This window comes from Butyrivibrio sp. MC2013 (assembly GCF_000424585.1).
Taxonomy (GTDB): domain Bacteria; phylum Bacillota; class Clostridia; order Lachnospirales; family Lachnospiraceae; genus Butyrivibrio.
The window spans coordinates 74,229-94,096 of sequence record NZ_AUKE01000010.1 but is presented as its reverse complement, the minus strand read 5'-3'; the positions used below and the strand labels follow the sequence as shown (position 1 = coordinate 94,096).

16 protein-coding genes and 1 tRNA gene are annotated in these 19,868 nt (G+C 46.6%); 16 read left to right on the top strand and 1 reads right to left on the bottom strand.

What is annotated here, in order from left to right:
* Positions 1 to 72 precede the first annotated feature (72 nt).
* The 13 genes from G636_RS0107590 (at position 73) to G636_RS0107530 (ending at position 16,071) form a co-directional block, all read left to right on the top strand.
* Positions 73 to 1,290, top strand: a complete 1,218-nt coding sequence (locus G636_RS0107590) for a carbamoyl phosphate synthase small subunit (protein WP_026507552.1) — start codon at positions 73 to 75, stop codon at positions 1,288 to 1,290.
* The gene (gene carB / locus G636_RS0107585; RefSeq protein ID WP_026507551.1) at positions 1,283 to 4,507 is read left to right on the top strand and encodes a carbamoyl-phosphate synthase large subunit; all 3,225 of its coding nucleotides are present in this window, start codon (positions 1,283 to 1,285) and stop codon (positions 4,505 to 4,507) included. The genes G636_RS0107590 and carB overlap by 8 nt, the downstream gene beginning before the upstream one ends.
* 32 nt (positions 4,508 to 4,539) lie before the next feature.
* A complete protein-coding gene (locus tag G636_RS0107580) occupies positions 4,540 to 4,914 on the top strand; it encodes a desulfoferrodoxin family protein (RefSeq protein ID WP_026507550.1) in 375 nt (124 codons plus the stop codon).
* Between the two features lie 260 nt (positions 4,915 to 5,174).
* The gene (locus G636_RS0107575) at positions 5,175 to 5,864 is read left to right on the top strand and encodes an epoxyqueuosine reductase QueH (protein ID WP_026507549.1); all 690 of its coding nucleotides are present in this window, start codon (positions 5,175 to 5,177) and stop codon (positions 5,862 to 5,864) included.
* A 68-nt stretch (positions 5,865 to 5,932) separates the two neighbouring features.
* Positions 5,933 to 6,589, top strand: coding sequence for an SGNH/GDSL hydrolase family protein (locus tag G636_RS0107570; RefSeq protein ID WP_196803055.1), 657 nt, complete (start codon positions 5,933 to 5,935; stop codon positions 6,587 to 6,589).
* 97 nt (positions 6,590 to 6,686) lie between these two features.
* Positions 6,687 to 8,459, top strand: a complete 1,773-nt coding sequence (gene argS, locus G636_RS0107565; RefSeq protein WP_026507547.1) for an arginine--tRNA ligase — start codon at positions 6,687 to 6,689, stop codon at positions 8,457 to 8,459.
* Between the two features lie 73 nt (positions 8,460 to 8,532).
* Positions 8,533 to 9,921, top strand: a complete 1,389-nt coding sequence (locus G636_RS0107560) for an MATE family efflux transporter (RefSeq protein ID WP_242826935.1) — start codon at positions 8,533 to 8,535, stop codon at positions 9,919 to 9,921.
* 184 nt (positions 9,922 to 10,105) lie between these two features.
* A tRNA-Met gene (locus G636_RS0107555) sits at positions 10,106 to 10,179 on the top strand.
* A 101-nt stretch (positions 10,180 to 10,280) separates the two neighbouring features.
* Positions 10,281 to 11,666 carry an AmmeMemoRadiSam system protein A gene (amrA, locus tag G636_RS0107550; RefSeq protein ID WP_026507545.1) on the top strand — a complete coding sequence of 462 codons (1,386 nt, stop codon included), beginning with the start codon at positions 10,281 to 10,283 and terminating at the stop codon, positions 11,664 to 11,666.
* Positions 11,667 to 11,841: 175 nt separating this feature from the next.
* Entirely contained in the window at positions 11,842 to 12,693 is an 852-nt protein-coding gene (gene amrS, locus G636_RS0107545) for an AmmeMemoRadiSam system radical SAM enzyme (protein ID WP_035779170.1), read from the top strand.
* Between the two features lie 91 nt (positions 12,694 to 12,784).
* Entirely contained in the window at positions 12,785 to 13,639 is an 855-nt protein-coding gene (locus tag G636_RS0107540; protein WP_081668317.1) for an alpha/beta hydrolase family protein, read from the top strand.
* Between the two features lie 83 nt (positions 13,640 to 13,722).
* The gene (locus G636_RS0107535; protein ID WP_026507542.1) at positions 13,723 to 14,136 is read left to right on the top strand and encodes a hypothetical protein; all 414 of its coding nucleotides are present in this window, start codon (positions 13,723 to 13,725) and stop codon (positions 14,134 to 14,136) included.
* 204 nt (positions 14,137 to 14,340) lie between these two features.
* Positions 14,341 to 16,071 carry an ABC transporter ATP-binding protein gene (locus G636_RS0107530; protein ID WP_035779168.1) on the top strand — a complete coding sequence of 577 codons (1,731 nt, stop codon included), beginning with the start codon at positions 14,341 to 14,343 and terminating at the stop codon, positions 16,069 to 16,071.
* A 305-nt stretch (positions 16,072 to 16,376) separates the two neighbouring features.
* Here G636_RS0107530 and G636_RS0107525 read toward each other — a convergent pair whose 3' ends face one another.
* Positions 16,377 to 16,814 (bottom strand): hypothetical protein, encoded by a 438-nt coding sequence (locus G636_RS0107525; RefSeq protein ID WP_026507540.1) that lies wholly within the window; start codon positions 16,812 to 16,814, stop codon positions 16,377 to 16,379.
* 348 nt (positions 16,815 to 17,162) lie between these two features.
* On the opposite strand from G636_RS0107525, the gene G636_RS19485 reads away from it, so the two are divergent.
* From G636_RS19485 to G636_RS0107510, 3 genes are all read left to right on the top strand, one after another.
* Positions 17,163 to 18,215, top strand: a complete 1,053-nt coding sequence (locus tag G636_RS19485) for a hypothetical protein (protein WP_026507539.1) — start codon at positions 17,163 to 17,165, stop codon at positions 18,213 to 18,215.
* Entirely contained in the window at positions 18,205 to 18,771 is a 567-nt protein-coding gene (locus G636_RS17770) for a GNAT family N-acetyltransferase (protein WP_035779166.1), read from the top strand. Before G636_RS19485 ends, G636_RS17770 begins: the two co-directional genes overlap by 11 nt.
* 452 nt (positions 18,772 to 19,223) lie before the next feature.
* Complete coding sequence (locus G636_RS0107510; protein ID WP_026507538.1) at positions 19,224 to 19,739, top strand: CarD family transcriptional regulator; 516 nt, start codon at positions 19,224 to 19,226, stop codon at positions 19,737 to 19,739.
* Positions 19,740 to 19,868 lie beyond the last annotated feature (129 nt).

Sequence of the window (19,868 nt, the reverse complement as noted above, 5' to 3'; positions counted from 1 at the left end):
CTGCATTATGTTCGGATGATGATTTTATGCGGTTTGACATTGTTTACTGATAGAACGGGGATTTAGACGTATATGAAGAAAGCATTTTTGATCCTTGAAGACGGGACAGTCTTCACAGGCAGAAGGATAGGCGCTGACAGGGAAGTGATCAGCGAGATAGTCTTTAATACTACAATGGCAGGATATACAGAAGTGTATACTGATCCTTCCTACGCAGGACAGGCAGTATGCATGACATATCCTCTCATAGGTAACTACGGCGTATGTATAGATGACATGGAATCTGACAGGATCTGGCCTGACGGAGTGATCGTCAGGGAGCTGTCAGCTGTTGCCAGCAATTTCCGCTGTGACATGACCATCCAGGAGTTTCTGGATAAATATGATATTCCCGGTATCGAGGGCATCGACACCAGGAAGCTGACCAGGATTCTCAGGGAAAAGGGTACCATGAACGGCTGCATCACTTCTGATGAGAATTATTCATTGGATGAGATCATAGGAAGGCTCAAGGCCTACACCACTGCAGGCGTTGTAAAGAAGGTATCCTGCAAAGAAAAATATCTGGTAAAAGGATCTGAGAGTCTCACTGACAATGGTCCTATATCAGGTAGTGCATCCTTTAACGCAGAGAATTACAAGGCAGACCTGGCAGGCGATCACACTAAGAGAGAGCGCAGACCTTCCCTGGTGAGGGAACTAAACGGCAAGGGCCTTAAGGTAGCTCTTCTGGATCTGGGTGCCAAGAAAAATATTGCTGACAGCCTGGCTGCCAGAGGCTGTGATGTGACAGTATATCCTTACAATACCGGTGCAGAAGAGATACTGGCAGCTCATCCCGATGGCATCATGCTCTCCAACGGCCCCGGCGATCCCAAGGATTGTCAGGATGTGATCAAAGAAGTGAGAAAGCTCTATGAATCCGATGTTCCGATCTTTGCCATCTGTCTGGGACATCAGCTCATGGCTCTTGCCACAGGGGCAGATACACATAAGATGAAGTATGGCCACAGAGGCGGCAATCATCCTGTCAAGGAGCTGGCTACCGGTCAGGTATACATCTCTTCACAGAACCATGGCTATGTGGTTGATACGGACAAGCTGGACCCTGCTGTTGCAGAGCCTGCCTTTGTAAATGTCAATGATGGCACAAATGAAGGCCTGAAATACACAGGCAAGAATATTTACACAGTACAGTTCCATCCCGAGGCATGTGCAGGTCCCCAGGATACAGCTACTCTTTTTGATAAGTTTATAAACATGATGAAGAAAGGATCTTTCAATGCCTAAGAATAAAGATGTCAAAAAGGTCTTAGTGATCGGTTCGGGACCTATAGTAATAGGCCAGGCCGCTGAGTTTGATTATGCAGGTACTCAGGCCTGCCGTTCCCTCAAGGAAGAGGGTGTAGAGGTAGTGCTGGTCAATTCCAATCCCGCTACCATCATGACCGACAAGGATATAGCAGATGAAGTATATATAGAGCCCCTGACTGTCAGGGTGCTGGAGCAGATCATAGAAAAGGAAAAGCCCGACTCCATCCTTCCCACTCTGGGAGGACAGGCAGGTCTGAACCTTGGTATGGAGCTGGCTGAATCGGGCTTTCTTGATAAGCACGGAGTAAAGCTCCTGGGCACTACCTCCGCTACCATCAAGAAGGCTGAGGACCGCCAGGAGTTCAAGGATACCATGGAAAAGATAGGCGAGCCTTGCGCAGCATCTCTGGTGGTACATGATGTGGAGACAGGAGCTGCCTTTGCAGATAAGATAGGCTATCCTGTGGTACTGCGTCCCGCATTTACCCTGGGAGGATCCGGCGGCGGTATCGCTTATGACAGGACTCAGCTTGAGGATATCCTGGCTAATGGCCTTAGACTCTCAAGAGTACACGAAGTACTGGTAGAACGCTGCATCTCCGGCTGGAAGGAGATCGAATATGAGGTGATCAGAGACTCCAAGGGTAACTGCATCACTGTCTGCAACATGGAAAATATCGATCCTGTAGGCGTACATACAGGTGACTCTATAGTGGTAGCTCCTTCTCAGACTCTCACTGATAAAGAGTATCAGATGCTCAGGAGCTCTGCTCTTAATATCATAAATGAACTGGAGATCACAGGTGGATGTAACGTGCAGTTTGCACTTCATCCTACATCCTTTGAATATTGTGTTATCGAAGTTAATCCCAGAGTAAGCCGTTCCTCAGCTCTGGCTTCCAAGGCAACAGGTTATCCCATTGCCAAGGTTGCTGCCAAGATCGCGCTGGGCTATACCCTGGATGAGATCCCCAATGCTATCACAGGCAAGACCTTTGCGTCCTTTGAGCCTGCGCTTGACTACTGCGTACTCAAGTTCCCAAGACTTCCTTTTGATAAGTTCATCACTGCCAAGAGAAGTCTCTCTACACAGATGAAGGCTACAGGTGAAGTCATGAGTATCTGCACCAATTTTGAAGGTGCCATGATGAAGGCTATCAGATCCCTTGAGCAGCATGTGGACTCCCTTATGTCCTATGATTTCTCCGGTCTGTCCGATGAAGACCTTTTTGACGAACTCAGGATCGTGGATGATATGCGTATCTGGAGGATCGCGGAGGCCCTTAGAAGAGATGTGAGCTATGAGACTATCAATAAGATAAGCGGCATCGATATCTGGTTTATCTCCAAGCTGGCTCACCTGGTAGAGGTGGAGAAGGCTCTTAAGGAAGAGGGCAGGGCGCTTAGCGCCTCTACCCTTTTGGAAGCCAAGAGGGTAGAGTATCCCGATACAGTGATTGCTTCTCTTACAGGCATGAGCGCAGACGAAGTCAAAGAGATGCGTCTGGCCAATAATATCACTGCCAGCTACAAGCTTGTTGATACCTGTGCTGCTGAGTTTGAGGCACAGACTCCCTATTACTACTCTGTATATGACGGCCCTGACAGCGAGGATGAGGCTGCAGAGCCCCAGGGCGCTGACAGGAAAAAGAAGATACTGGTACTGGGCTCAGGTCCTATCAGGATCGGTCAGGGTATCGAGTTTGACTATTGCTCTGTACATGCTACATGGGCATTTGAAAAGGCAGGCTTTGAGACCATTATCATCAATAATAACCCTGAGACTGTATCTACTGACTTTGATATAGCAGACAAGCTCTATTTCGAGCCTCTGACTCCCGAAGATGTGGAAAATGTAGTCCGTCTGGAGAAACCTGACGGAGCGGTGGTACAGTTTGGCGGCCAGACAGCTATCAAGCTGACTCAGGATCTGATGAAGATGGGTGTGAAGATCTACGGAACAGATGCTGCTGATGTTGATGCGGCTGAAGACCGTGAGCTCTTTGATGAAATCCTGGAGAAAGCAGAGATAAAGAGGGCTCAGGGCGCTACAGTATATACTGCGGAAGAAGCCAAGGAAGTAGCTAATCGCCTGGGTTACCCTGTACTTGTAAGACCTTCCTACGTACTGGGCGGCCAGGGCATGCAGATAGCTCTCTCCGATCAGGAAATAGAAGAGTTTATGAATATCATCAACCGCTATGCCCAGGATCATCCTATCCTTGTAGATAAATATCTCCAGGGTATAGAGACTGAGGTAGATGCGGTATGCGATGGTGAGAATATAGTGATCCCCGGTATCATGGAGCATATTGAGAGATCAGGTGTCCATTCAGGTGACTCCATCTCTGTATATCCTGCTCAGTCACTGTCTGATAATGTCAAGGCTACCATTGCCGAGTACACAGCAAGACTGGCCAGGGAGCTGCATGTAATAGGTCTGATCAACGTACAGTTCATCGCTGTGGGCGAAGAAGTATATATCATCGAAGCCAATCCCAGGTCTTCGCGTACTGTTCCATATATCAGCAAGGTAACAGGTATTCCCATTGTGGATCTGGCAGCAAGAGTCATGATGGGCGAGAAGCTCACCGATATGGGCTACACTCCCGGACTTCAGCCTGAAGCTGAGCATGTGGCTATCAAGATGCCTGTATTCTCCTTTGAGAAGATCAGGGGTGCAGAGATCAGCCTTGGACCTGAGATGAAGTCTACAGGTGAGTGTCTTGGCATCAGTAAGAGCTTTAACGAGGCTCTCTACAAGGCTTTCCTTGGAGCAGGAGTATCCCTTCCCAAGCACAAGCAGATGATCATCACTGTCAAGGATGCTGATAAGGGCGAGATCATTGATATAGCAAGACGTTATGAGAAACTGGGCTATATCATCTATGCTACCCTTGGTACTGCTGTAGTACTGAATGAGAACGGTGTTAAGGCCCGTAAGATCAACAATATCCACCAGGAATCACCTACAGTCATGGATCTGATCCTGGGTCATAAGATAGATTTGGTCATTGATACACCTACACAGGGACGCGACAAGAGCAGAGACGGCTTCCTGATCCGCCGTACTGCAATAGAAACAGGAGTAAATGTAATTACTGCACTTGATACTGCAAGAGCGCTTGTTTCCAGTCTGGAAAATGCTTATAATGAAGAAGGAATTGAGCTTGTGGATATCGCTTCCATTTAAAATTTTTTAGGCTTGGAGAAAGGAGCAGTTTTATGGAACTTAGTTTTTACAAATGTAGTAAATGCGGTAAAATAGTTGCTCTCATCAAAGGCTCTGCCTGCCCAACCATGTGCTGCGGCGAAGAGATGAAACTCATCGTTCCCGGAAGTACCGATGCAGCTGTGGAGAAACACGTACCGGTAGTTGAAGTAAACGGCTCTGTTGTAACAGTTAAGGTCGGTGAAGTGGACCATCCTATGCTGCCCGAGCACTATATTGAGTGGATCGGACTTGAGACTGCGCAAGGCTTTGCTATGAAGGACCTGAAGGCCGGAGATGCTCCATGCGTAACATTCGCCCTTTCTGAAGGCGATAGCGTTACTGCAGCATATGCCTATTGCAATCTCCACGGATTGTGGAAGAAATGACTTTGAAGTGCATCCATGCACTTCAGGACAAGTCGTGTTACATCCTGTAACAATGACATCATGTCGGGTTGCATCCTGCAACCAATGACATGGGAGTTTGATATGACTATATCGGCTGTTGCACCACCTGGTGCAGCAGCCGATTTTCTAGCACAAAGCCGGGAAGTGGATATCAGCATCAGAAGATAAGAAAATGCAGAAAACAGGTTATGCTGCTTATAAGCTGATAGCAAGCAAAGAGAAATAAACAGGTTTGGATATTGAATAAAATAAATTATAGTAAAGAGTTTGATAAGTATATAGATGATATAATGAGCAGAGGACTTCGTCCCCGGCTTCTTCTTCATGCCTGCTGCGCGCCATGTTCGTCCTATTGCCTGGAGCTTCTCAGGCAGTATTTTGATGTCACGCTCTTTTATTACAATCCTAATATTACCAATGAGGCTGAGTATAGGAAGAGGACAGAGGAAGCTAGGCGCCTTGTTGAGGAATACAACCGCCAGGTGATAGAGAGGGACTTTGAAGGGATGAACTCTGATGAGAATGCCTCCCTTATATCCTTTATGGAAGGGAAGTATGATCCGGAGAACTGGCTTAGCGCAGTAAAAGGAATGGAGGATATCCCTGAAGGGGGAGATCGCTGTACAAAGTGCTTCATGCTGCGGCTTGATGAAGCGGGGCGAGTAGCAGCTGAAGGGGGCTTTGACTTGTTTACAACCACACTCACCATCAGTCCTCTTAAGAATGCAGACAAGCTTAATCTGGCAGGAAGAGAAGCTGCTGATAAGTATGGCATTTTTTTCCTTCCATCGGACTTTAAGAAAAAGAACGGCTATAAGCGTTCTATAGAATTATCAAAGCGTTTTGACCTCTACAGGCAGGACTACTGCGGCTGCGCATATTCCAAGGCTCAAAGGGAGAGGGAAAAGGCTTTAAAAGACAGGCAATGATCAAATATATTAGGGGATAGCTATCAAAGCCCAAGGGCTAAAATATATAAATATATATGGAGGAGAAGATGAAACTAGAAGGGTTAAAGATGAATTTCCTGGGGGACAGTATTACAGAAGGCGTTGGCGCCAGCAGTATAGACAAGGTCTACTGGAAACGCTTTGAAAAAGACGGAGCCATTGTCTGCGGAAACGGCATAGGCGGCACCAGGATTGCCAGGCAGCATACTCCTTCCTGTGAAGAGCGGTGGGATAGGTATTTTGCTTCCAGGATAGAGGAGCTGGATCCTGAAGCAGACGTAGTAGTGGTATTTGGCGGTACCAATGATTACGGGCACGGGGATGCTCCTCTTGGCAGGATGGAAGACAGAAACCCTGACACCTTCTACGGAGCTCTTCATGATCTCTATAGCAGGCTTATGAAGAAGTATCCTGCTGCAAGGATCATTCCCATGACACCTCTTCACAGGACTGAGGAGAATAAATATATCAATGAAATTGGCGTGAGAAATGTGGGAAGCCTTGGAGATTATGTTGCTATCATCAGAGAAGTAGCAGAGTATTATGCACTTCCTCTTTTGGACCTCTATGCTCTCAGCTCCATGCAGCCTGAGCTTCCCTATAATAATGAGAAGTTCTATGTGGACGGACTCCATCCCAGTGACGAGGGCTATGAGAGGATCTATAATCTCCTGAAGGCACATATACTCAGTCTCCCTCAGTGAATTTGTTGACTTCACAGAGTTACTTTATTATTATATTGTGAAGTGATATTGAATAAGAAATGATTTTTTAGGAAGTTGTGAAAGAAAGGAAACTATAGTGGAAAAACTGATAGATCTTATTTCTAAAGAAGTGTCCGATGCCTTTGAAAAGGCGGGCTATGACAGGAAGCTGGGAAGGTGCGTTGTATCCAACCGTCCTGATCTGTGCGAGTATCAGTGTAATGGCGCCATGGCTGCAGCCAAGGAGTATCACAAGGCTCCCTTTATGATATCAGATGAGGTAGCAGAGCTCCTTCAGGATAACAGTGCATTTGAGAAGGTGGAGTCCGTTAAACCCGGATTCCTCAACCTCATCCTGTCCAGGAATTTTGTACGTTCTTATATCGTGAAGATGCTCCATGCCAAGAGATTTGGAGTGGATATGCCCGGACATGAGCCTACCATCGTTATAGATTACGGAGGACCCAACGTGGCTAAGCCTCTTCATGTTGGACACCTTAGAAGTGCGGTCATCGGTGAATCATTAAAGAGGATCCTGAAATATACAGGTAATAAGGTCATCGGCGATGTACATCTGGGTGACTGGGGCTTGCAGATGGGCCTTATCATCACTGAGCTTAAGCTTCAGAAGCCCGATCTTCCTTATTTTGACGAGTCCTATACAGGCAGCTATCCCAAGGAAGCTCCTTTCACTTTGTCAGAGCTGGAACAGATCTATCCTCTTGCATCCGGCAAGTCCAAAGAGGATGAAGAGTACAAGAACATGGCTCTTGAAGCTACCAAGAAGCTTCAGGACGGTGACAGAGGCTACAGAGCTCTCTGGCATCATATCATGAATATCTCTGTTGCAGATCTGAAAAAGAATTACAAGAATCTGAATGTGGATTTTGATCTTTGGTGGGGCGAGTCTGATGTCCATGACATCATCCCCGGCATGATCGATTATTTCAAGGAAGGCGGCTATGCTCACGAGAGCCAGGGCGCTCTGGTCATTGATGTTACAAGGGAAGATGACAGCAAGGAGCTGCCTCCCTGCATCGTGCTCAAGAGTGACGGAGCTGCTCTCTATGCCACAACAGACCTTGCTACTATCAAGAAGCGTATGGATGAGTTCCATCCAAATGCTATCTATTACGTAGCTGATAAGCGTCAGACCCTGCACTTTACACAGGTATTCAGAAGTGCACATATCTCCAAGCTTGCCATGCCTGAGACCGATATGCGCTTCGTAGGCTTTGGTACTATGAACGGCAGCGATGGCAAGCCATTCAAGACCAGACAGGGCGGCGTTATGCGTCTGGAGAACCTCATCGCAGATATTGATGAGAAGATGTACAACAGGATCAAAGAGGGTAATCCCGAGATGAGCGATGAGGAAGCTCGTAAGACTTCTCATCAGGTAGCTGTCGCAGCTATTAAGTACGGCGATCTCTCTAACCAGCCTTCCAAGGATTATATCTTTGATATAGATAAGTTCACTTCCTTTGAAGGAGATACAGGTCCGTACCTGCTCTATACAATTGTTCGTATCAAGTCTATCCTGGCTAAGTACGAAGAGCAGTCCGGCAAGAAGGCCAAAGATACGCTCCTGGCAAATGCATCCACAGACAATGAGAAGGCTCTCTGCCTGCAGCTCACTGCCTTTGCTGAAGCTGTAGAAAGCGCTGCAAGAGACCTTATGCCTAACAGGATCTGTGCTTACATCTACGCTCTGGCCAATGACTTTAACAGTTTCTATCATGAGACCAAGATCCTGACTGAGCCTGATGAAAACAAGAAGGAAGGCTATATCGCCCTTCTCTATAACACCTTAAAGGTAATGGAAACAGGAATAGACCTCCTTGGCTTCGACGCCCCGGATAGGATGTAATGATATTGGGTCATAATACAAACAGCTCGCATGCTTGCATGTGGAGCTGTTTGTATTCATGACCCTAACAATCATGAGGAAAAAAGCTTACTGCGAAGCAGGTGCGGATATATTTTTCATGGATAATAAGAGATTATTTTCTAACAAGCAATTGCTGATGCTGATCCTGCCCGTCATTGCGGAGCAGTTTCTCACATCTCTCATGGGGCTGGCCGATTCCATGATGGTCAGCAACGTTAATGACTATGCCCTTGGAGCAGTACAGCTTGTGGATTCCATTAACATCCTGGTGATCCAGGCTTTTGCTGCCATTGCAACAGGCGGAGTAGTCATCTGCTCTCATTATATAGGACAACAGAATCTTAAAAGGGCGAAGGAGGCTGCCGAACAGGTTTCTCTTTCGGCCTTTTTATTGTCTTTGTTCATTACTGTTTTTTGTATTGTTTTAAAGAATCCCATCCTGGACCTGACCTTTGGACGAGTGGAAGAGGCTTTGATGGCTGAGGCCAGGATCTACTTTTTTATTACCATATTGTCATTTCCGGGGATTGCGCTTTATAGCGCAGGCTCTGCCATATACAGGGCTCAGGGTAATACCAGGCTACCTCTGGTCATATCTATAGCCTGCAACTGTATCAATATTGCAGGCAATGCGGTATTTATCTTTGTATTTAATATGGGCGTAGCGGGAGCTGCCCTTGCCACCCTGATATCCAGATGGCTCTCTGCCCTTGTGGTATATGCATTCCTTAGACGAAGGAGCGAGCTTATCAACATCAGAGATTACCGCCGCCTTCGTACTGACCCTTATCTTGTCAGGAAGGTGCTGGGACTGGGTATACCAAATGGTATAGAGAATTCCATGTTTCAATTTGGCAAGCTGGTCATCCAGTCTGCAGTATCTGCCATGGGCACCATAGCTATTACAGCACAGGCCATGACCAATATTATGGAGAACCTCAACGGCATAGCCGCTGTAGGCGTGGGCATAGGCCTTATGACTGTAGCAGGTCAGACTATGGGAGCCGGTAGAAAGAAAGAGGCGGCCTATTATATCAGGAAGCTGTCCATCTGGGCAGAGGTCTTTCTTACAGCCAGCTGTATCCTGGTCTTTTTGGCAGGCGGCCGTATCACGGCTATAGCAGGTATGAATAGTGAGAGTGCAAAGCTATGCATGTATATGGTAGGCTGGATCACTATCATCAAGCCCCTGTTTTGGGTACCTTCATTTGTACCTGCTTATGGTATGAGAGCTGCAGGAGATGTGAGATTCTCCATGCTCTTATCCATTTCCACCATGTGGTTTGTAAGGGTAGGCATTACACTGACGCTGGTTTATTTTTTCCATTACATGTCACCTATGGCAGTCTGGATTGGTATGTTCTCTGATTGGTTTGTCAGGGGTGTATTCTACACCATACGCCTTCGCAGCATGAAATGGGCCGGCCACAGAGTAACCTAGTAGCTGGACCACGGGGTGTTATAGCAGGCGCGAATGTCAAAAAGATAATGAACGAGGCCATAAGGAGCATGCAGTAAAAGGCGGTTTTTGCAAACTGCAGTTTTTTTATAAAAAAGCTATTGACATATAGGAGGCTCTGAGATATAGTATTCTAGTCGGCTGCAGAAAGCGGTCGCAAATAAATGGCGAGATAGCTCAGCTGGCTAGAGCACACGGTTCATACCCGTGGTGTCGAGGGTTCAAGTCCCCCTCTCGCTACTCTGAAATCGTTCAACGACCCCCATGTTGAGCGGTTTTTTTCTTTGTGTAAAAATCCTCCTGCTAATATATAATAAAAAGTACATAAGGAGGGTTCGGATATGCCTATCTTAGCTGCATTCATGCTGCCCCATCCGCCGCTTATCGTCCCCCGGATTGGCAAGGGCAGCGAGAGAGAAGTCATAGATACGATCAGAGCTTATGAAGAGGCCGCATCGGAAATAGCAGCCCTTGAGCCTGAGACCATTATCATTACCAGTCCCCATTCCATTATGTACTCGGATTATTTCCATATTTCCCCCGGAGATAGAGCCAGGGGCTCATTTGTTCGCTTTGGAGCCCCGGAGGTCAGATTTGATGAAGAGTATGACCGCGAGCTTGCTGACAAGATATGCCTTTTGGCTGACAGAGAGGATTTTCCTGCAGGCACTGAGGGCGAAAGGGATCCTTTGCTGGATCATGGCTGTATGGTACCCCTGTATTTCATCAGGCAGCAATACCGGGGCGGGCGCATTATCAGGATAGGCTTGTCGGGCCTTGCGCTGACTGAGCACTATCATCTGGGCCAGCTTATATCAGAGGCTGTAAATGATCTGGGAAGAAGAGTGGTAGTAGTGGCCAGTGGAGATCTGTCACACAAGCTGCAGAGCTATGGTCCTTATGGTTATGCCGCCGAGGGACCTGCATATGACAGGCGTATTATGGATGTATGCGGCAGAGCTGCCTTTGGGGAACTCTTTGATTTTGATGAGCGTTTCTGCGAAAAGGCTGCTGAGTGCGGCCATAGGTCCTTTGTCATCATGGCAGGCTGCTTTGACGGACTTGAAGTGAAGGCCAGTGCTTTGTCCCATCAGGATGTGACCGGAGTGGGCTATGGCATATGCACCTTTTATCCCGGTGCACCCTCTAAGGAGCGCTGCTTTCTGGCTCATTACCTGGATGAGCAGGAAGATGATTGCAGGAGGAAGGCTTATATGAGTGATGCGTATGTGCAGCTTGCAAGGGCCAGTGTTGAATCCTGGGTGAGGTATAGAAAGCGTCTTGCCATGCCGGATGGTCTGCCCGAGGAGATGACTGGCAAGGCAGCAGGCACCTTTGTATCCATCCATGAAAAAGGGAGACTCAGAGGCTGTATCGGCACGATCATGGCTACCAGGGAATCTATAGCTGAAGAGATCATAGACAATGCCATCAGCGCTTCTTCCAGGGATCCCAGGTTTACGCCAATAGAAGAGTCGGAGCTGCCTTTTCTGGAGATATCTGTAGATGTTCTGGGAGAGATAGAGGATATAGATTCCCCTGACGAGCTTGATGTAAGGCGCTACGGCGTGATCGTCAGCAGCGGAATGAAGAGGGGGCTGCTCCTTCCCAATCTTGACGGCGTTGATACAGTGGAGGATCAGATCAGCATAGCCAGACAAAAGGGCGGTATCCACGAATATGAGGATTATAAGCTTCAAAGATTTGAAGTAGTAAGGCATTACTAAACTGAATTATTCAGAACATGTCCAAATACATCCTTGTATTCAGGACATTGAAGTGCATCCATGCACTTCAGAACATGTCCAAATACATCCTTGTATTCAGAGAATGGTAAGGTCTTATTGCGGGGATATAAGAAAAAATTTATCAGAGATTAGTGAGAAGCTGTTTGGAGAATGAATAGTGGCGAAATGCGATGTATGCTTTAGGCATTGTGATGTAAAAGAAGGACAGTTGGGCTTTTGCGGTGGCAGGATATGTGAGGACAAGGCAGTCAGAGCTTATAACTATGGCAGGATCACAGGGCTGGCTCTTGATCCTATTGAAAAGAAGCCTCTTGCCCGCTTTTATCCCGGGAGCTATATTCTCTCAGCGGGCTCATTTGGCTGCAATCTCCGTTGTCCTTTTTGCCAGAACTATGAGATATCCTGGTCCGACGAAGCCTTTGCCATGGCAGATACTGCCAGATTCATGGCTCCGGAGGAACTTGTGGAGCTGGCAATAGAGCTTCAGGACAGGGGAAGTATAGGTATAGCCTTTACCTACAATGAGCCGCTCATAGGCTATGAATACGTGCGGGATACGGCTATGCTGGCACATAAGAGGGGGCTAAAGACTGTCCTTGTGAGTAACGGGACATGCGAGCTTCCTGTGCTGGATGAGATAGGGCCCTGTATAGATGCTATGAATATAGATCTCAAGGGTTTTACAGACCGCTATTACTCAGAGGTCTTAAAAGGCAGCAGGCAGCAGGTGATGGATTTCATAGTCAGAGCCTGTAAGTATTCCCATCTGGAGGTTACAAGCCTTATCATTCCAGGGGAAAATGATTCAGAAGATGAGATGCGGGATATGTCCCTCTGGCTTAGTACCATAAAGGGTGCTGATGGTGAGGAGATAGTCCTTCATATCAGCAGATTTTTTCCAAGGTTTCATATGACTGACAGGGCGGCTACCGATGTGGATAAGATATACCGCCTGGCGGATATAGCCGGGGAGAATCTGCACTATGTATATACCGGTAATTGTTGAGGCGCGTGGTTATTTATGAGCATAAGCTGATAAACTATATGGCACCGGATCATATGCAGCTCACTACAAATAGACAATGAAAGGAAAAGGCATGAAGACAATCAATATCAGTTCCCATAGCAAAGAAGAGGTGGATGCATTTAATGCGCATATAGATGAAGAACAGCAGCTGATCTTTGAAGGAGGCAAAAGATCCATAGAAAAATATCTGGAATCTGATGGCATTCCCCTTCATATCAAGGAGGATCTGCCGGATGCTGTGCAGGATAAGATGCCTGCACTCATAGTGATCCACGGCTTTACAGGCCATATGGAAGAAGACCATATCCGCGCTGTAGCAGGACTGGCCACAGATCTTGGCATGGTCAGCATAAGGGCTGAGATGTACGGCCATGGGCTAAGCGGCGGTGATTTCTATGATCACAATGTTATGATCTGGGTCATGGAGATCGTGAGAGTGATCCGCTATGTAAGAAGACTCCCCTATGTCTCGGATATATATCTTACGGGTCATTCCCAGGGCGGCCTGTCAGTAGTACTGGCAGCAGGTATTATGAGAGATGTAGTCAAAGCGCTGATTCCTCTTTCTCCTGCTATCAATATATATAATGACGCAGCATCGGGCTTTTTTCTGGGCAATGAATTTGACAGCGAGCATATCCCTGATTCCATAGGCAGCGATGAATGGGAGCTGAGCAGTGACTCTATCAGGGTGGCGTCTCTGCTTCCTGTCCATGATGCGGTCAAGGCATATAAGCGTCCTGTCCTTGTGGTGCATGGAGATGATGATGAGGCGGTGCCATATTCCTGCGGAGCAGAGCTTGCTGCAGAGTATTCTGATGCAAGACTTGCCACTATCCATGGCGATGATCACTGCTATACCAGGCATCTTGACAAGGTTGTGGAAGCGGTAAAAGATTTTTTGGCAAAGGAGCTAAAGAATTGAGCTTGCCTGTCCGATAAAAAGAGATGAAGAGGTATGGAATCTAACGGAATAGGTTCCCTGCTTTGTGACAAGGAGGTGACGATATGAGTACCATCAATTCATCTTATTTATCTTTTGGGCAGCAAAATGCCATCAATATGAGAGCTTCCGCAGCCAATGCTATGTTTGGCAGCTTACCCGCCACTCAGAATAATATGCTGGGCAACTATACCCTCTCGGACTATAGCTCCCTTAAGAATGGCAGCTACGGCAAGCTGTTAAAGGCTGTTTATGCCAAGGAAAAGGCTGAGAGCGAAGGCACATCCTCTTCTAGGAAGGCAAATGATCCCAAGACAGTAGAGAAGACCTCTTATGAGAAGAGCGGCAAGCTGGAAAAGCTCTTGTCAACTTATAAAGAAGAGGAAAAAGAGGCTGATTCCACCAAGGCTATCTATTCATCTGACGGCTCCAAAACCGCTGAGAACAATACGGGGAGCGGCTTGGATGCATCTGTATAAGCTGAGAATAGTAACAGAACATATGTTATAGATAAATACTTCGTGAATAATACATTGCTTTTTTAATTAGGGCAAGGCACAATGTTTATGTGCCTTGCCTATTAATGTGTCGGCATAATAATATAGATGAAGGATCGCAGTACTATCTGATTGCTGGAAAAAACTGGCATATATCGGGGATATTGTTATTGCGTGGAGGGTGAAATGAAATCAATTCTTAGGATGGTCAGGTATTTCAGACCACATATGAAACTTTTTGTACTGGATATGATATGTGCTGTCACAGCCGCCTTGGTGGACCTTGCGTTCCCCCTCATATCCCGTCATTGTATGTATGATCTCTTGCCTGATAATGCCTTTAGGACTTTCTTTTTGATCATGATCCTGGTAGGTCTTATGTATGTGATCAGGAGCATATGTTATTTTATCATGAGTTACTGGGGACATACCTTTGGTGTAAGGGTAGAGGCTGATATCAGGGCAGATCTCTTCAGGCATATGCAGACTCTGGATCTGGAATTCTATGACAGGGTCAGGACCGGTAATCTGATGTCCAGACTTACCAGCGACCTCTTCGAGATCACTGAGCTTTCCCATCATGGCCCCGAAGACCTGCTTATATCCCTTTTGACCATTATCGGCGCTTTATTTATGATGTTTCGCATCGAGTGGCGACTGGCTCTTGTTGTGGCAGTACTGATCCCTATATTCATTGCAGTGGTCATCATGCAGCGCAGAAATATGGGACGCAGTTCCGAAAATGTCAAAAAGAAGATAGCCATCATCAACACTGATATAGAGTCTTCCATATCCGGTATCAGGACTTCCAAGGCTTTTGCCAATGAGGATGTGGATCTGGAGAGATTCTATGAATCCAATGACCGCTTCCGCACAGCCAAAAAGGAGTTTTACAAGGCTATGGGCACCTTTAATGCATCCATGGAATTCTTCCTGGGCATTATGCCTGCTGTGGTCATTGCCTTTGGTGGCTTTTTGATGATGAAGGGCGAGCTCAATTACATTGACCTTATCACCTTTACACTTTTTACCAATTCATTTATTTCTCCTGTCAGGAAGCTCTCCAATTTTGCAGAGGTTTTTGCCAGCGGTATGGCCGGTATCAAGCGTTTCGAGGAGATCATGGACCTCGAGCCGGCTATCAGGGAAGCTGATAATGCAGCCGAGCTTCTAGTGACAGAAGGAAGGGTGGATATCGACCATGTCTCTTTTGCCTATAATGACAAAAAAGAGGTCCTTCACGATGTGACTCTGACTGCTAAGCCCGGAGAGATGATCGCTGTAGTAGGTGCATCCGGAGGTGGTAAGACTACGCTTTGCCAGCTGATCCCCAGATTCTACGATCTTTCCGAAGGTCATATAACCATAGACGGCATGGATATCAAGGAAGTGACCAAGAAGTCCCTGCGGACTGCTATAGGCATCGTACAGCAGGATGTATTTGTATTTGCAGATACCATCATGGAGAATATCAGATACGGAAGGCCCGGAGCCAGTGACGAAGAGGTAATAGAGGCTGCCAAGAGAGCAGAACTCTATAAGGATATTCTGGAGATGCCTGATGGCTTTAATACCTATGTGGGAGAAAGGGGTACCAGGCTCTCAGGTGGTCAGAAGCAGAGGATATCCATAGCCAGAATATTCCTCAAGAACCCTTCCATACTCATACTGGACGAGGCTACTTCTGCCCTGGATACCATCACTGAGGAAAAGATACAAAAGAGCTTTGAAGAGCTGATGAAAGGCAGGACATCCTTTGTGATAGCTCACAGACTGGCTACTGTCAGAAATGCAGACAGGATCGTAGTGGTAGAAGAGGGCAGGATCAGCGAAGAAGGTACACACAAGGAGCTGATAGAAGCCGGCGGAGAATACGCTAGCCTCTATAATACGCAAAAGCTTTTTGCTGTGGAATGATCCGGAAGCGTGATAAACAAATATATCGGTAAGGACAGTCTGTTATTATGAAAAGTGATAATATATAAAATAATCAAGATAACCCACCACCTTTAGGTGGTGGGAATATCTTGATTACGGGTGCGGGGTTATAAGCCCCGTACCCGTAGAACTGCGTCAGCAGTGATTTTATAACGAGCAAAAAGCGAAGCGTTTGCGAGTTTAACAAAGATGCAGAAAGGGCGCAGAGAACTGATCTCTACGCCCTTTCTTTGCTGTAGTTGAAATAAGCATTTAGCTGTAGTTGAAATTTGGCTTTGTGCTGATCAAGCAACTCCGTCAATGCCGGGAATGGCAAAATTCTGAAGTGCAGCTGCATTACCGGAGCTTGCGTTTGATTCAGCATTTGAATTGGCTACCTTCTCCTCATCGCTGCCTGGCTTCATTACAGTGGGAGCCAGCTGCTTTACTACGCCTTCATCAAAGGCCCTGGTGGCCATGTCTCTTTCCTTACTCTGTTTATTGGATTCAGTGCCCGACTCCTCAGCGCCACTTACCTGTCTGCTCTTCGCATAAGCTTCCTGGCCCTGTGCACTGATCTGCACTGATGCCTGGCTGGCTATTTTCTCTGCTGTGGGCTTGGTCTCAAGGGCAGCCTGCTGACTCTGAGTCTGCTGAGCTGACTGCTCTCTGGCACTCTTCATAAATTCCTGCAAAGCTGTTGATAGATCGGCATTATTAGCTGCTACCGGTGATATATTCATAAAGCGCTCCTTTCTGGGTAATCCTTTCCCGAAAAGATATGACTTCCTATGTCTATTCAGAAATTCGCATTTGCTGAACAATAGTATTCTGATTACATGCTAACACAAAAATCGCAAAAACGCAAGGGATAAACAAAAATAAATATCAAATATGATTGCGTAAGACGAATTGTTCAGATTTTCTGACGCGATTATACTGACACTATTATATTTTCATACTATTAGCACGATATATTTAAAAGATGGCGGTATTGCTGCTTTTTAACTGTGTATCTTAATGTGGGCAAGCTATTATTGGCCCATGTCATAGCTTGTGTATAAGCAGATATATGCGAAAGGAGAAAAGACATGGAAGGTGCTACAATGCAGGATATGATCAATAAGGATCTGGCTGATGTCAGTGTGGATGATCTCTTGGCTGCTATGAAGGCTCAGGAGGCCGCTGCAGCTCCCCAGGAAGAGGCTGCCCCCACTATGTCTGCTCAGGATGCAGCCATTGCAGAAGCTGAGGCTGCGGTGGAGGCTGCTATGGCTATAGGCGAAGAGCCTGTGGCAGAGGCACCTGCTCTGGAAACATCTGGCCCTGAAATGCCTCTGGCTGAAGTACCCATTCCGGAAGCACCTCTCCCTGAAGCTGCAGCCGAAGAGACAGCTGCCTCTGTTGATGATCTCCTGGCAGCTATGGCTGAGATGCCTGTTGAAGAAGTGCCTATGCCTGATATCCTGGCTGAAGCAGCAGAACCAGCACCTGAACCAGTAGCTGAACCTGCAGCAGAGCCAGTAGCTGAGGCAATGCCTGAAGCCATGCCAGAGATGCCTGTTGAAGAAGTGCCTATGCCTGATATCCTGGCTGAAGCAGCAGAACCAGCACCTGAACCAGCACCTGAACCTGCAGCAGAGCCAGTAGCTGAGGCAATGCCTGAAGCCATGCCTGAAATGCCGGTGATGGAAGAAACGGCAGCAATGCCGGTAGCAGAGCCTGCACCTACGCCTGAACCCATACCTGAACCTGTACCCGAGGCAATGCCTGAAGCTATGCCGGAGATGCCTGTGATGGAAGAGCCGGCAGCAGTGCCGATAGCAGAGCCTGCACCTGAACCCATACCTGAACCTGTACCTGTAGCTGATGGCGCAGGAGATGACATCAAGTGCTTCCTGGAAGAGCAGGATTATGAATTTGTGACAGCTATATCCGGCAATGTGACCAGGTATATTGTCAAGAAGCCTTCGGGTGCTATGTGTGTTGAATATGAGGATGGCGAATTTGCTGCTTTTGACCGTAATTATGAGCGTAACGGTGAAAACGGCTATTCAGACCTTGTATTTGGATTTATCAAGGAAGCTATTATGGGTACAGGCTGTGATAGCCTGACCCGTCATAAAGGAAGCAATGTTAACTGATCAGGATACTATTCTGGATACTCCCAGACTTATTCTTCGGCATTGGACTGAATCCGATGCCGAAGATTTATATTTGCTGGCTTCTGATCCTCTTGTTGGCCCCGGCGCAGGCTGGAGGCCGCATGAAAGCCTTGCTTTTTCCAGGACCGTTCTCAGGACGGTCTATTTGTCGCGTCCTGTATTTGCCATGGTTCCCAAGAAAGGCGTGATAGCAGGTGCTTGTAAGAATGCCCCAATTGGCAATATCAGTCTGACCTTGGGACCCATGCTGACTCGCGATATCGCTGAGGGTGAAGCCGAGCTAGGATACTGGATAGGGACTGCCTATCGCAGGATGGGACTGACAGAAGAGGCAGTCAGAGAGGTGATAAGGTATGCCTTTGAGGACCTGAATATCAGGAGGCTTATTTGTAGTTCTTTTGAGGATAATACTCCTTCACTCTCCATGATCGGTAAGCTTGGCTTTCATTATCTGCGGACTGTTCATGACATTTATAATCCCATGCTGGGAGAAGTAAAGTCTCACAAGGTCTTTTATCTGGACCGGGCACAATAACTTGTGGCTGACTTCGAGTTAACATACTAAATGTTATTTCGATAATATGTTACAAAAAATGTAACAATAATAATGGACAAAGATTCGCTATTTTCTTTGGCAGAATTACGAAAATTTGACCATTTGTTCAAATGCGTCAAATCCCCTTTAGGTCTATATCTCTATGCGAGCTGTTTATATAGCCGGGTGCGAATTGCGTATTTTATGCGCTTAAAACGTTTTCACTATTTTGCTTTATATGGGTTTTACAAATTGTATGTTTAAATTATTTTGTGAATTGAATGAATTGTAGAAAATGCACAAAAAACAATAATCGCATTTTGAGTTTCCGATATTTCGTTTGTAAAACTATTAACTTTTAGTAATATTTGTGCTATAATAAGCATGTTCGTTCGGTGGGTAGTTTGCCCTGGGTATCTATCCAGCAGGGTGTCTTGTAAAGTGAGGTGGAAATGCTTAACAAAGGAGATGTTGCTGTATACGGAAATCATGGATTGTGCAAAGTATCTGACATGATGGTGCCGTCATTTCTTCCCAAAGGTAGTGAGAAGATGTATTATCAGATGATTTCTGCGATCGATCGTGGGGGCGTTCTCTACGTTCCTGTTGATGGCGCTGAAGATAAGATGCGTGAAGTTATCAGTGCAGAGGCGGCTGATGAGCTTATCGGCTCTCTTGAAGATATGGAAGTGATCGAGCTTCCCGTTGGCAAGAAGGCTGAGACAGTTATTTCTGATGTATGCAAGAAGAATGAAGCCGGTGAAGTCATGAGCCTTATCAAGACTCTTTATATGATCAAGTCCCAGCGCGCCGCTGAAGGCAAGAAATTCTCTTCAATGGACGAGAAGTATCTTGGTATTGCCGAGAAGCTCTTATATTCTGAGCTTGCTTATGCTATGGATCTTGAGTGGGATGTTGTACGCGGAAGGATCACAGACACACTGTCTGCTCTTTCTGTTGGGAATTGAACTTACGACATAGAAGTGCATCCTTGCACTTCTGAGCATGTCAGGATATATCCGTATATCTAACGACATAGAAGTGCATCCTTGCACTTCTGAGCATGTCAGGATATATCCATATATCCAACGACATAG

Bases quoted from the DNA above. Each gene is read 5' to 3' on its own strand.
- G636_RS0107510 (WP_026507538.1), top strand. From the start codon at position 19,224: ATGCTTAACAAAGGAGATGTTGCTGTATACGGAAATCATGGATTGTGC.
- G636_RS17770 (WP_035779166.1), top strand. From the start codon at position 18,205: ATGTTAACTGATCAGGATACTATTCTGGATACTCCCAGACTTATTCTT.
- G636_RS0107535 (WP_026507542.1), top strand. From the start codon at position 13,723: ATGAGTACCATCAATTCATCTTATTTATCTTTTGGGCAGCAAAATGCC.
- G636_RS0107590 (WP_026507552.1), top strand. From the start codon at position 73: ATGAAGAAAGCATTTTTGATCCTTGAAGACGGGACAGTCTTCACAGGC.
- G636_RS0107570 (WP_196803055.1), top strand. From the start codon at position 5,933: ATGAAACTAGAAGGGTTAAAGATGAATTTCCTGGGGGACAGTATTACA.
- G636_RS0107580 (WP_026507550.1), top strand. From the start codon at position 4,540: ATGGAACTTAGTTTTTACAAATGTAGTAAATGCGGTAAAATAGTTGCT.
- G636_RS19485 (WP_026507539.1), top strand. From the start codon at position 17,163: ATGGAAGGTGCTACAATGCAGGATATGATCAATAAGGATCTGGCTGAT.
- G636_RS0107525 (WP_026507540.1), bottom strand. From the start codon at position 16,814: ATGAATATATCACCGGTAGCAGCTAATAATGCCGATCTATCAACAGCT.
- G636_RS0107530 (WP_035779168.1), top strand. From the start codon at position 14,341: ATGAAATCAATTCTTAGGATGGTCAGGTATTTCAGACCACATATGAAA.
- amrA (WP_026507545.1), top strand. From the start codon at position 10,281: ATGCCTATCTTAGCTGCATTCATGCTGCCCCATCCGCCGCTTATCGTC.
- carB (WP_026507551.1), top strand. From the start codon at position 1,283: ATGCCTAAGAATAAAGATGTCAAAAAGGTCTTAGTGATCGGTTCGGGA.
- G636_RS0107540 (WP_081668317.1), top strand. From the start codon at position 12,785: ATGAAGACAATCAATATCAGTTCCCATAGCAAAGAAGAGGTGGATGCA.
- G636_RS0107560 (WP_242826935.1), top strand. From the start codon at position 8,533: ATGAGGAAAAAAGCTTACTGCGAAGCAGGTGCGGATATATTTTTCATG.